General features: G+C 65.1%; 13 protein-coding genes. 9 read left to right on the plus strand and 4 right to left on the minus strand.

The annotated features are described in order from the left end of the window. Positions 1-12: 12 nt before the first annotated feature. A complete protein-coding gene (locus ACSYG9_RS14490; RefSeq protein WP_454838820.1) occupies positions 13-843 on the minus strand; it encodes an oxygenase MpaB family protein in 831 nt (276 codons plus the stop codon). 32 nt (positions 844-875) lie between these two features. Next, on the minus strand, positions 876-1,475 hold the full coding sequence (locus tag ACSYG9_RS14495) for a TetR/AcrR family transcriptional regulator (protein ID WP_454838822.1): 600 nt from the start codon (positions 1,473-1,475) through the stop codon (positions 876-878). Between the two features lie 86 nt (positions 1,476-1,561). Here ACSYG9_RS14495 and ACSYG9_RS14500 point away from each other — a divergent pair, with 86 nt between their 5' ends. The 9 genes from ACSYG9_RS14500 (at position 1,562) to ACSYG9_RS14540 (ending at position 9,918) form a co-directional block, all read left to right on the plus strand. Further along, the gene (locus ACSYG9_RS14500; protein ID WP_454838823.1) at positions 1,562-2,785 is read left to right on the plus strand and encodes a cytochrome P450; all 1,224 of its coding nucleotides are present in this window, start codon (positions 1,562-1,564) and stop codon (positions 2,783-2,785) included. Between the two features lie 76 nt (positions 2,786-2,861). After that, on the plus strand, positions 2,862-3,422 hold the full coding sequence (locus ACSYG9_RS14505) for a TetR/AcrR family transcriptional regulator (RefSeq protein WP_454842960.1): 561 nt from the start codon (positions 2,862-2,864) through the stop codon (positions 3,420-3,422). A 3-nt stretch (positions 3,423-3,425) separates the two neighbouring features. Beyond that, positions 3,426-4,652, plus strand: a complete 1,227-nt coding sequence (locus tag ACSYG9_RS14510) for a cytochrome P450 (RefSeq protein WP_454838825.1) — start codon at positions 3,426-3,428, stop codon at positions 4,650-4,652. Further along, positions 4,645-5,430, plus strand: coding sequence for an SDR family oxidoreductase (locus ACSYG9_RS14515; protein WP_454838827.1), 786 nt, complete (start codon positions 4,645-4,647; stop codon positions 5,428-5,430). The genes ACSYG9_RS14510 and ACSYG9_RS14515 overlap by 8 nt, the downstream gene beginning before the upstream one ends. Then, positions 5,427-6,803 carry a cytochrome P450 gene (locus ACSYG9_RS14520; RefSeq protein ID WP_454838829.1) on the plus strand — a complete coding sequence of 459 codons (1,377 nt, stop codon included), beginning with the start codon at positions 5,427-5,429 and terminating at the stop codon, positions 6,801-6,803. Before ACSYG9_RS14515 ends, ACSYG9_RS14520 begins: the two co-directional genes overlap by 4 nt. 2 nt (positions 6,804-6,805) lie before the next feature. After that, complete coding sequence (locus ACSYG9_RS14525; protein ID WP_440123316.1) at positions 6,806-7,000, plus strand: ferredoxin; 195 nt, start codon at positions 6,806-6,808, stop codon at positions 6,998-7,000. Positions 7,001-7,014: 14 nt separating this feature from the next. Further along, the gene (locus tag ACSYG9_RS14530) at positions 7,015-7,566 is read left to right on the plus strand and encodes a nuclear transport factor 2 family protein (protein ID WP_454838830.1); all 552 of its coding nucleotides are present in this window, start codon (positions 7,015-7,017) and stop codon (positions 7,564-7,566) included. After that, entirely contained in the window at positions 7,560-8,819 is a 1,260-nt protein-coding gene (locus tag ACSYG9_RS14535; protein ID WP_454838831.1) for a hypothetical protein, read from the plus strand. Before ACSYG9_RS14530 ends, ACSYG9_RS14535 begins: the two co-directional genes overlap by 7 nt. Positions 8,820-8,847: 28 nt before the next feature. Beyond that, positions 8,848-9,918 carry a hypothetical protein gene (locus ACSYG9_RS14540; RefSeq protein ID WP_454838832.1) on the plus strand — a complete coding sequence of 357 codons (1,071 nt, stop codon included), beginning with the start codon at positions 8,848-8,850 and terminating at the stop codon, positions 9,916-9,918. Between the two features lie 45 nt (positions 9,919-9,963). On the opposite strand, the gene ACSYG9_RS14545 is transcribed toward ACSYG9_RS14540, so the two are convergent. Together ACSYG9_RS14545 and ACSYG9_RS14550 are read right to left on the minus strand one after the other, a co-directional pair. Further along, positions 9,964-11,427 carry an FAD-dependent oxidoreductase gene (locus ACSYG9_RS14545; RefSeq protein ID WP_454838834.1) on the minus strand — a complete coding sequence of 488 codons (1,464 nt, stop codon included), beginning with the start codon at positions 11,425-11,427 and terminating at the stop codon, positions 9,964-9,966. 28 nt (positions 11,428-11,455) lie between these two features. Then, positions 11,456-12,307, minus strand: coding sequence for an LLM class F420-dependent oxidoreductase (locus tag ACSYG9_RS14550; protein ID WP_454842961.1), 852 nt, complete (start codon positions 12,305-12,307; stop codon positions 11,456-11,458). Positions 12,308-12,422 lie beyond the last annotated feature (115 nt).

Raw genomic sequence — 12,422 nt, forward strand, 5'->3', positions numbered from 1 at the left:
AGATAGGGCTCCTCAGAACACCCGCACGCCGAGGCGGCGTCGGATGCGCATGTCGACGAGATAGACGTGCCACAACAGGCGCCATACGTGCGGGGTCATGCGGTGGACGGCGCGCATCGTGCGCAGATATCTGTCGAATCGTCGCTGATCGTCGGCTGTCCAGTCGTAGCGCATGACCTTCCGGAACTCCGGCGGCAGCGCTCCCCGGGTGATCAGTTCGAAATCCCGCCCGAAGATCTTGTGGGCGGCCCGCCCGGCGCGGCCGAGTCGCATTTCGAGGAAGCTCAGATTGCACAGACGCGTGAGATATTCGCGCACCCCGTCGTTCATGGAGATCCGGGCAAGGCCCTCGCGCCAGAGCGCGTCGTATTCGTCGCGGGTCCTCGGCCAGGAGTCGGGACGCACGTTCAACGTGGTTGCCAGGGTGATGCCGTCGCTCAGGACGCTGGTGTATTCGTTCTCGGTCAGCGGGCCGTGCAGGAATTCGTGCTGGTCGATGAAGTACTTGAGCAGACAGACGGCTACCCAGAGTTGCAGCCTGGGTGAGTTCGCGCTGTACGAGACGTCGGCGTTCGGTTCGGACACGACGCGGGCGTGGATCTTCCGCACGGTCTCGCGCAGGTATTCGCGGTCGGCGTCGGTGCCGAACACCGCCACTGCCAGGTAGGTCCCCGTCGTGCGGGCGCGTTTGATGGGATGCAGGTCGGCGCGACCGGAGTCGACGGAGCTGTCGACCACGCCCTGGCCGACGGCGGGATCTGCCAATTGCATGATCACGTTGGCTGCGTTGATCGTCCCGCCGAGTGGAGAGACGAGATCACCGACCGACTTGATTGTGCGCACGCTTCCTCCATCTGGTGACGTATGTGATCAGTTTACGTCGGAGTCGCCGCGGAGGGTGTGGGCAGGTGGGACAGTGCGCCCTGGACCACGGATTCGTAGATGCGGTCCAAGTCGATCTCGTTGCCGAGGAATCCGCTGCTCTCGAGGATGGCAAATCCGTGGAGGGCTGAGAACATTCCGATGGTGACCTCGAGGGCCTGTTCCTCCGCGACGCCGCATGAGTGCAGCATGGACCCCAGGGCGCCGTTGGCGTCGAGCCCGGCGGTGATGAGTGCCGCCCGATCGACCGGGGCAGTGGTGAGCGCCTGGTAGCGCCTCGGGTGGGCTGTGGCCCACGCTCGGTGCGCGTCGATCAGAGCACGCAGACCGGCTCTGCCGCTGCGCCCCATCGCCACCTCGCGCAAATGGAGCCCGAGGTCTGTCATTGCACGTGCCTGCACCGCGGCGCGAACATCGTCGAGTCCGCGGACGTGGTTGTAGAGGGAGGCTGCGACGATGCCGAGCCGGCTCGACAGCGTGCTCATCGTGAGCTGCTCCCATCCGGCCTCGTCTACGGCGGCGACGGCGGCGTCGATCACCTTGTCGCGCGTGAGAGTTCGTCGTCTGACCGGTCGGGAATTGTCACGTGCCATGAATTCATTCTAAGGGGCTTCCATTGCAAACGAAGGCATGTAGTTTATAAACGATAGCCGTTCGCCACCGACTCGTGAGGCGCACCATGACGACATCCCACATCGACTTGAAGAACCCCGACCTCTACACTCAGGGCATCCCGCACGCCTTTTTCGACGACCTTCGCCGGCAATGCCCGGTCTACTGGCAGCCGGAGGACGACGGGCCGGGATACTGGGCGGTGACGCGCCATAACGATGTCATCGGCGTCTCGCGCGACACCACCTTCTCGGCCGCGATGGGTTCCACCCAGATCGACGAATTCGACGAGGAAACCCGGCTCAAGCAGGCCTCCATGCTCCTCAATCTCGACCCACCCGATCACACCCGGTTGCGTCAGCTCGTCAGCCGCGGATTCACACCACGCGTGATCAAGCAACTCGAAGGCCACATTCGCGATATCTGTACGCGCGTGGTCGACGACCTGATCGAGGCGGGCCGCGACGGGCAGGTCGTCGACTTCGTTCCGGTCGCAGCCGCGCCGCTCCCGCTAGAGGTGATCGCCGCGCTGCTCGGCGCACCCGCCGAGGATGTCGGCAAGCTCTACGACTGGTCGAACAGAATGATCGGCTGGGACGATCCGGAGTACGGCAGCACCCGTGAGGACGGCGAACTCGCTGCGGCAGAGGTTTTTCTGTATGCGAACGAGATCGCAGCACAGCGACGTGTCGAACCCCGCGACGACATCGTCACCAAGCTCATCACCCCGGACGAGCACGGCGACACGCTTACCGAGATGGAATTCGACATGTTCTTCGTGCTTCTCGTGATCGCGGGGAACGAGACGACCCGCAACGCGATCTCCGGGGGGATACAGGCTTTCATGGACCACCCCCATCAATGGCGACGTCTGCAGAACGAACCGGAACTCCTGCCGAGCGCGGTGGAAGAGGTCCTACGCTGGGTCAGTCCTGTCATCGGATTCCGTCGCACACCCACCTGCCCGGCCGCAATCGGAGACCAGGAGGTCGACCGGGGCGACAAGGTGGTGGTCTACTACCCGAGTGCCAACCGCGACGCGGACGTGTTCGACGACCCCGACGTCTTCGACATCGCGCGCAGCGACAACCCGCATGTGGCATTCGGCGGTACCGGTGTGCACTTCTGCCTCGGTGCGCACCTCGCGCGGCTCGAGCTGAAGATCATGTTCGAGACCCTCGCGACGCGACTCGACCGCGTCGAACCGGCGGGGCCTGCGCGGCGGTTGCGATCGAACTTCATCAACGGGATCAAGGCCATGCCCGTGCGGATCCACCCGCGCCAGGCCTGAATTCATGCGCGCGCAGGTCGTCGACCATTGCCGGACGATGGTTACCGTAGTAATGTCCAGACACGTGTCCAGAAATGTGAATCTCGAATCCACCCGACGTCGGCTCACCGAACGGCAGGCCGACACCGTGCAGCGCCTCACGCAGGCCGCCGTCGAGGTATTGAGCGAAGAAGGATTCGCAGGGCTGACCGTCCGCATCGTCGCCGCACGCGCCGGCGTGGCTCCCGCCACCGCCTACACGTACTTCTCCTCCAAAGAGCACCTGGTCGCGGAAGTATTCTGGCGCCGGCTCGCCACCGCACCCATCGAAGAGTCGAGCGAAGCGGATCGAGTCGACCGCGTGGTTTCGGTCCTCAGGGGCGTGGCGCTGCTCATGGCCGACGAGCCGGAACTGGCCGCCGCAGTCACGAGTGCGCTGCTCGGCCGCGACCCCGACGTCGAGCATCTGCGCGCACGAATCGGTATCGATATCCGCGAAAGGCTCTCCGCCGCACTCGGGGACGGCCCGGACGGCGACGAGCTCGAGGCGCTCGAACTGCTCTACGCAGGTGCGCTCGTGCGCGCGGGAATGGGTTACGGAACATACGAAAAGCTCGCCGACAGGCTGGAAATCTCGGCCCGACTGTTATTGGAGTGATCCATGATCCAGGCTCCCCCGGAGTCCGTATCGATCGACCCGCCCACGTTCGATCCCTACGATTACGCCTTCCACGAGGATCCGTACCCCACCTATCGCCGGCTGCGTGAGGAGGCGCCGCTCTACTACAACCCGGACCTGAACTTCTGGGCGTTGTCACGTCACGCCGACGTCATCGCAGGTTTTCGCGACAACACGCGGCTGTCCAGCGCGAACGGTGTCTCGCTGGATCCCGCGGCATACGGACCAAACGCCCACAAGGTGATGTCGTTCCTTGCCATGGACGACCCGCGGCACATGCGCATGCGTCAACTCGTCTCGAAGGGGTTCACTCCGCGCCGGGTCGCAGAACTGCAGGATCGGACTCTCGAACTCGCTCTCGGGCATCTCGAACCCGCGCTCGCCAGCGGTGAATTCGACTGGATCAGTGATTTCGCCGCCAGGCTGCCGATGGACGTGATCTCCGAGCTCATGGGGGTCCCCGAGTCCGATCGGGCCGAGGTCCGGAGGCTTGCCGATCTCGTCGTGCATCGGGACGAAGGTGTGCTCGACGTCCCGGTCTCGGCGATGGAAGCGTCGCTGCATCTCGTCGGCTACTACGCGGACATGATCACGGAGCGCCGGAAGTCGCCGACGACCGACCTCACCTCGGCTCTGCTCGATGCCGAAATCGACGGCGACCGGCTCGACGACGACGAGATCATCGGGTTCATGTTTCTCATGGTGGTCGCCGGAAACGAAACCACCACCAAACTCCTCGGCAATGCGCTCTACTGGGGAGCCCGGAACAAGAGTGAAGTGTCGCAGGTGCTTTCGGACCCGGACCGTGCACCCGAATGGGTCGAAGAGACCCTGCGGTACGACACGTCGAGCCAGCTCGTCGCCCGCACCGCCACAGCAGACATCGACCTGCACGACGCCACGATCCGCTCCGGCGACAAGGTGCTGCTGCTCATCGGGTCTGCCAACCGCGACTCCGAGGTGTTCGACGACGCCGACGACTTCCGCCTCGGCCGCGACATCGCGGGAAAACTCGCGAGCTTCGGTGCGGGAGTGCACTTCTGTCTCGGTGCCCACCTCGCACGGCTCGAGGCGAACATCGCCCTCGAACAGTTCGCGCGCCGGGTCGCCGACTACGAGATCGACTTCGACCGCACCGAACGGGTCCATTCCACCAATGTGCGCGGCTTCGCCGCCCTCCCCATGAAAGTGACGGAGCGACATGCCTAGATTCGAGCCACACCCCGAGCGCAGGCCCGCACTCATCAGCGGTGCCTCGTCGGGGATCGGTACGGCCACCGCATACGCGCTCGCCGAACTCGGCCATCCGGTCGCGCTCGGTGCCCGCCGCGTCGAAGAATGCGAGGCGATCGCCGAGAAGATCCGTGCCGAAGGCGGCGAAGCGTTCGCCCATCATCTCGACGTGTCGTCCACAGACTCGGTCGACGCCTTCGTCACCGCTGCCGAGGAGGCTCTCGGCCCCACCGAGATCGTTGTCTCCGGCGCTGGCGACATGGACTTCTCCCTCGTCCACGAGATGGATCCGGACCGGTTCGAATTCCAGGTGAACGTGCACCTGAACGGCACCCATCGCCTCGCGCGACGGGTGCTCCCCGGAATGATCGAACGTAAGCGCGGCGACTTCGTCGTGATCGGTTCGGACTGCGCCGACGTCCCGCGTCCACGGATGGGCGCCTACGTTGCCGCGAAGACCGGCCTCGAAGCCCTCGTGGTCCAGCTGAGGATGGAACTCGAGGGAACCGGGGTGCGTGCGTCCACCGTCCGGCCCGGCCCCACTCAGACGGGCGCCGGAATGACCGCACCGGCCGAGGTGGTAGGCCCGCTCCTCGAAGACTGGGAGCGTTGGGGTTTCGCCCGCCATCCATATTTCCTCCGAGCATCGGATATCGCCGCCGCCGCCGCGACCGTGGTGTCCGTACCCCGCGGCGCTCACATCGTGCTGGTCGAAGTGCAGCCCGAAGCACCCTTGCGGGAGGAAGAGAAGTGACCGGACCATCACACACGGCCGTCGCACCGCCGCGCGTCTCCGGCGGCGAACACGAGCACGGACACCTCGAGGAACTGCGTACCGACCCCATCGCCCTGATGAACCGCGTCCGCGACGAATGCGGCGACGTCGGTGTCTTCCAGCTCGCCGACAAGAAGGTCGTGCTGCTCTCGGGTGCCGAAGCCAACGAGTTCTTCTTCCGGGCGTCCGACGAAGACCTCGACCAGCAGGCCGCTTATCCCTTCATGACGCCGGTGTTCGGAGAGGGCGTCGTGTTCGATGCGAGCCCTGAACGGCGCAAGGAGATGCTGCACAACACGGCACTGCGCGGCGAACAGATGAGGGGGCACGCGGCGACCATCGACCGCGAGGTCCAGGACATGATCGCCGGGTGGGGCGATGAGGGCGAAATCGACCTCCTCGAATTCTTCGCCGAGCTGACGATCTACACGTCGTCGGCGTGCCTGATCGGCAAGAAGTTCCGCGACGAACTCGACGACCGTTTCGCGCACCTCTACCACGATCTCGAGAAGGGCACCGACGCACTCGCTTTCGTCGACCCCTACGCACCGATCGACAGCTTCCGCCGTCGCGACGAGGCCCGCCGCGGGCTCGTCGAACTGGTGCAGGACATCATGAACGGTCGGATCGCACATCCGCCGCAGGGTAAGGAGGACCGCGACCTGCTCGACGTGCTCGTCTCCATCAAGAACGAGGACGGCACCGAGAGGTTCACCGCCGACGAGATCACCGGCATCTTCATCTCGATGATGTTCGCAGGGCACCACACGACGTCCGGTACCGCGGCGTGGGCCTTGATCGAGCTGCTGCGCAACCCGCAGAACATGCAGCAGGTGACCGACGAACTCGACGCGATCTACTCCGACGGCGCAGACGTGAGTTTCCATGCGCTACGCCAGATTCCGAATCTCGAGGCGGTACTCAAGGAGACGCTGCGGATGCATCCGCCGTTGATCCTGCTGCTTCGGGTTGCGTGCGCCGACTTCGAGGTGGCCGGCTACCGCATCGCCGAGGGTGATCTCGTGGGAGCCACCCCGGCGATCTCCAACCGCATCCCCGAGGACTTCCCGAATCCCGACGTGTTCGATCCGGGCCGCTACATCGACCCGAACCAGGAAGACATCGTCAACCGGTGGACGTGGATTCCCTTCGGGGCGGGCAGGCACCGGTGCGTCGGCGCCGCGTTCGCCTTGATGCAGCTCAAGGCGATCTTCTCGATCCTTCTGCGCGACTTCGAATTCGATCTGGCCCAGCCCTCCGACACCTACCGCAACGATCACTCGAAGATGGTGGTGCAGCTCGCGCAACCGTGCGCGGTACGGTACCGCCGGCGGATCCGGGAAGTGGAGTAGTCGTGAAGATCGAAGTGGATCTCGACCTGTGCCAGGGGCACGCCATGTGCGAGATGGAAGCACCCGAGGTGTTCACCGTTCCCAAACACGGCACCGTGGAGGTCCTCGTCGACGAGGTCCCCGACGACCAGCGCGACGACGTCGACGCCGCTGTCCGTTATTGCCCCACCCAAGCGTTGCGACTAGCCCAAGACTGACGACAGGAGACGTTATGTCCACGTTCGACCGTGCTGAGCTCGACGAGATGATTGCCCGCTGGCTCGATGCGAACAAGCGCGCCGAGGCCGAGCAGGACTGGAAGCCGCTGGCCGAGATGTACACCGAGGACGCCACCTACGGATGGAACTACGGCCCCAAGGACGACTTCATGGCTGTCGGTCGTGACGAGATCCGCGAACTCGCACTCGGACAGGAGATGCGAGGATTGGAAGGGTGGGAGTACCCCTACCAGCAGGTCGTCATCGACGACCGCACCGGCGACGTGATCGGCCTGTGGAAGCAGATCGCCGATGCGAAGCGCGACAACGGTGAGCGCTACGCATTGCACGGCATCGGTGGCAGCTGGTTCCGTTACGGCGGCAACTTCCAGTGGTCGTGGCAGCGCGACTTCTTCGATTTCGGGAACGTGTCGCAGCTGTTCCTCGAGATGATCACCGACGGGGCGTTGTCCGACGGCATGAACAAGCGTATCGAGAGGTCCACGTCCGGCAAGCGGCTTCCGGGCTGGTATCCGGCGGGTCAGGCACCGGTGCCGCTGTGGTGACCACGGTGCGTGCCGGCTCCTCGTTCGAGGCGTTGTCGCGAGGCGATCTCGCGGTCCTCGTCCCCGAACTGTTGCTGTGCGGCCAGCTGATCGACCGCTCCGGGATGGCCCACCTGATCTCGGCTTTCGGCCGAGAGGGGATGGCGGCCGTCGCGATCGAGGAATGGCAGGCGTCCTCTCCCTGGTACACCCGGCGCATGCAGCAGGCGCTGAAGTACGAGGGCGACGACATCGTGACGATCTTCAAGGGCCTGCAACTCGACATCGGCGCACCGCCGCAGTTCATGGACTTCCGGTTCCGGGTCGAGGACCGCGACCACGGCGAGTTCTGGCTCGACCACTGCGGTGCGCTCATGGACGTCGAACCGCTCGGCGAGGAATACGTCACCGCGATGTGCCATGACATCGAGGACCCGACCTTCGATGCGACAGCGCTCGCGACGAATCCATATGCACAGGTCAGGCCCATTCACCGGCCGCCACGCAGCCCCGAGGATCGGCACCCGCACTGCGCCTGGACCGTGACGATCGATCCGGCGCACGTACCGCCGGTCGTCGAACCCCACACCGAGGCATTGGGGCGCACGGCGGCGAGGTCGGTCGAACTGAGTCCGATCGTCCCCGGAGGCGGTGGGCGCGACGACTATGCGGGGCCGTTGCTCTCGGACGTACGCTTCGACGATTTCTCCCACTCTGCGTTGGTGCGGATCGCCGAGGAAGTGTGCCTCCAACAGCACATGCTTACCCTCGGGTTCCTGATCGGTGTCCGCAAGCGCACCGACGAGGCATCGGCGTCCACGCTTCTCCGGAAGCAACTCACCGGCATCGCCGGGCTGACCTCGGAACGGATCCGCAACGCCCTCGGACTGTCCGGAACTTTCGACGGACTCGCGAAAGTACTCGGTATCCACCCTGTCCTCGCGCCGCAACAGTACGTCGGGCGCACCATCGAGGCCCACGACGATCACGTCCGGCTACGCATCGGCCGCGGCGGGGGAATCGATGTCGACGGTGGGTGGACGACCTTCATCGATGCCGATCACCTCGCACCGCTCGATGCGCTCGTCCGCGGGGTCGACCCGCACTTCTCGACGCGGATGGTTGAGGAGTCACCCGACGCACTCGTCGTCGACGTGATCCGGGCGGACACGCCGGCGCGTGAGTCCAAGGATGTGCAGGTCACCAGATTCAGCTCGGGCGCGGCGTTCGTGTTCGCCGACCGGGGGATCCCGCTGCCACTCACAGTGCTCTGACTTCGAAATCACGGCCAAGGGGGAAACATTGAGCACTGCGCTGTCACGCAGGGCTTTTCTGGGCGGCGCCGCAGCGGCCGCGTTGGGTTTGTCCTTGACTGCGGTTCCGCGCGCCCGCGCCGACGTCACCGAGGAACGCCACCGCGCTGTCGTCATCGGAAGCGGTTTCGGTGGTGCGATCACCGCGATGCACCTCGGACGAGCGGGGGTGCAGACCCTCGTTCTCGAACGGGGCATCAGGTGGCCGACCGGACCGAACGCCGAGACGTTCCCACACATGCTCCAACCAGATCGGCGGATGTCCTGGCTGTCGCCGATTCCGGTCATGCCAGGAACACCGCCGGTCCCGACGGAGTCGTTCACCGGACTCATCGAGCGGATCCCCGGCGACGGAATGGACATCCTGTGCGGAGCAGGTGTGGGTGGTAGTTCTCTCGCCTACCACGGCATGACGTTGCAACCCGATGGTGAACGTTTCGCGCAATCGGTATCGTCGTCGATCGATTACGACCGCCTCGATTCCGACCACTATCGCCGTGTCGAGCGGATGCTTCGGGTCGCGACCATTCCGGACGACGTGCTCGGCCACGAACGGTACCGATCGTCGCGGGCATTCCTCGACCGCGCGGAAGCGGAAGGGTACGAGACGTTCCGGGTACCGATGCCGATCGACTGGGACTTCGCGCGACGCGAGTTCACCGGTGAACTGAAGCCCTCGTACACGACCGGCGATGTCATCTACGGGGTCAACAACGGCGGTAAGTTCTCCGTCGACGTCACCTATCTCGCGGCGGCAGAGGCGACCGGGCATGTCGATGTCGCGGAACAACGGCGACCGGGTGTTCTCGGTGATGTCGCCCCTGGCCGGTCCCGGTGCGTTCCAAGGAGGTCCGGCGTGTGTCGGCATGCGCGACCATTCCGATCCTGCGGGCGCGCTGATGATCGTCACGGGGCCGGTCCCGTTCCCGGCAGGCGTGGGGACGACATCGGTGATCGGTCTCGGAGTGGTGAAGGGGATCGGCAGGTGGCGCTACGACGCCGGCCGCGACGACGCTGTACTGAGTTGGGAATGGCCGAATGTCACCTTTGGTCGATGTGAGTGACCAAAGGTGACATTCGGCCGAAAGCGCGGGGAAAGGGGGCGTCAGTTCTTCGCTGCGGCGAGGCCCGCGCGGCGGCCGAAGAAACTGCCGTCCCCGAGCGACGTGCCGCTCGCGTACCCCCACGCGCACACGCCGGAGGTGCAGCGACCCGCCGCGTACAGTCCGGGGATCGGTTCGCCCGAGACGTGCAGGACTTCGGACTCGACCGTGGTGCGCAGGCCGCCGAGGGTGAACCCGGCGGTGCAGTTACGCAGATCAAGTGCCGCTACCGGAGTTCCGATCGGCTTGACCCATTCGGCCTTCTTACCCAGGACTGGATCCGCGCCGGACTCGGCGTGCCGGTTGTACACCTCGACGGTGGCCTGCAAGGTGCCCGCGGGAAGGTCCATATCTGATTCGAGTTCTTCGACCGTCTCCGCCACCCACTTGGGCTGGAACCGGAAGAATGGAGTGGAACTCGTTGCTGCGCAACCCTCCTCGTATGCCTTCTCGTCGATGATCAGATACGCCTGGTTGTCGTTCTTGAGGAGGGTCAGCTGGCCGATCCGTCCGGGGTAGGTGTCTTCGGGGACGTACCGCTGCCCACGGGCGTTGACGAGAATTCCTCGGGCCATCAACTGGGGGTCGCCGAAGAAGGCGACCTCGGTCGCGTCCATGTGTGCGAGGTCGGCGCCGAGCGCCTGTGCCATGCGGATGGCGCGACCGTCGTGTTCCTCGATGGCGGCGGCTGGGCGTCCGTTCAGCTGCGGTGCATAGGTGGCGACCATGTCCTTGTTGTACGCGAAGCTTCCGGTGGCCAGGACGACACCGCGCCGGGCCCGTATGTGGACATCTTTGCCGTACTGTTTGGCGGCGAGCCCCACCACGCGTCCGTCCGCGTCGACGATGAGCCGTTGCACTCGCACGTCGTATTCGGCTCGGACACCGAGTTCTTCGGCCACCTGCGCCAGCGGCTCCATGAGCTTGAAGCCGCCGCCCTTCTCTCCTGTGCGCTTGTCGGTCATCTGAGGGACGTGCCCGCGCGGTGCGGGCGTGGCGATCTCGTTGAAAGGCGCTGAGTTCTCGCCGCCGGAGAACATGAGGCCGTCGTCGCCGGGGATCTCCCACCCCGGTTCGCCCCAGAAGCTCTCTTTGAACACGACACCGTTGTCCACGAGCCAGTTGTAGTGTTCGACGCTGCCGTTGCAGTATTCGGCGATCTTCGCTTCGTCGGCTCCCGGGCCGAGGGCGGCGAGCATGAAGGTTTTCATGTTCTCGGCGGAGTCGTCGAATCCGAGTGCTTTCTGCAGTCCGGTGCCTCCGCCGAGGTAGACGATGCCGCCGGACAGTGACGCTGCTCCGCCCCACCCGCCGGTGCGTTCGAGAACCAGGACCTCGGCGCCGCTGCGGGCTGCTTCGATGGATGCTGATACGCCTGCGATGCCGTATCCGGCGACGACAACGTCGGCCTCGTGATCCCAGGTGGTGACCTGGTCGGCGAGCAGGGGGTGGACGTCGGTGCTCATGTGGTGATCCGTTTCTGGTGCGGGTGGGTCAGGAGGTGAGGCCGAGTTTTCCGGCGAGACGGTCGATGTAGGCGACGACCTCGTCAGCGGAGCGGTCGGGCAACCCGAAGATCACTTCGGTGACGCCGGCGTCGCGCCACTGTTCGAGTTGCCCGGTGTCGGGACGACCTGCGAGCGCCAGCACCTCGGGGGTTCCGGTGCGCCCGGCGTCGGCCCACATCTTGTGCAGGCGTTGCACGTTGTCGACGATGTCGCGTTCGGTGGGTGTGGTGATCCAGCCGTCGCCGGAGCGGACGATCCACTCGAAGTTCCGGTCGGTGGCGCCGGCACCGAGCAGCACCGGCGGGCGAGGTTGCTGGATCGGTTTGGGCCATGCCCAGCTCGGCCCGAACGATACGAACGTGCCGTCGTAGGACGCTTCTTCCTGGGTCCACAGCGCCTGCATGGCTTCGAGGTACTCGCGCAGGGCTGTCCGTTTCTTCTTCGGCGGAACTCCGTGGTCGGCGAGTTCTTCTGCATTCCAGCCGAACCCCGCTCCGAGGACGACACGGCCTCCGGAGAGGTGGTCGAGCGTGGCGATGGTCTTCGCGAGGGTGATGGGATCGTGCTCGAGGGGGAGTGCGACCGAGGTGCCCAGGTTGATGGTGGAGGTGACGGCTGCGGCGAGGCCGAGCGCGACCCATGGGTCGAGGGTGCGCATGTAGCGGTCGTCGGGGAGTGTCTCGTTTCCGGTTCCGGGGTGGGCGGATTCGCGCCGGACCGGGATGTGCGTGTGTTCGGGCACATAGAAGCTGTCGAAGCCGGCTTCTTCCGCGGCTTTTGCGGCGGCGTCGGGTCGGATTCCCCGATCGCTCGTGAACAGGGTGATTCCGTGGCGCACAGCGACCCCTCTCATCGGATGACGCAAAAAATGTAACGCGTTCTATCTTTGGATGGAAGGGTTTCCGGACAGGTGTCTAGTATTTCCGGGTCGATGAAGGCGGTCCACTATCCTG

It is taken from the genome of Rhodococcus sp. SJ-2 (genome assembly GCF_053750035.1).

Coding starts and splice junctions, on each gene's coding strand:
- ACSYG9_RS14500 (WP_454838823.1), top strand. CDS start 1,562: ATGACGACATCCCACATCGACTTGAAGAACCCCGACCTCTACACTCAG.
- ACSYG9_RS14545 (WP_454838834.1), bottom strand. CDS start 11,427: ATGAGCACCGACGTCCACCCCCTGCTCGCCGACCAGGTCACCACCTGG.
- ACSYG9_RS14510 (WP_454838825.1), top strand. CDS start 3,426: ATGATCCAGGCTCCCCCGGAGTCCGTATCGATCGACCCGCCCACGTTC.
- ACSYG9_RS14530 (WP_454838830.1), top strand. CDS start 7,015: ATGTCCACGTTCGACCGTGCTGAGCTCGACGAGATGATTGCCCGCTGG.
- ACSYG9_RS14495 (WP_454838822.1), bottom strand. CDS start 1,475: ATGGCACGTGACAATTCCCGACCGGTCAGACGACGAACTCTCACGCGC.
- ACSYG9_RS14515 (WP_454838827.1), top strand. CDS start 4,645: ATGCCTAGATTCGAGCCACACCCCGAGCGCAGGCCCGCACTCATCAGC.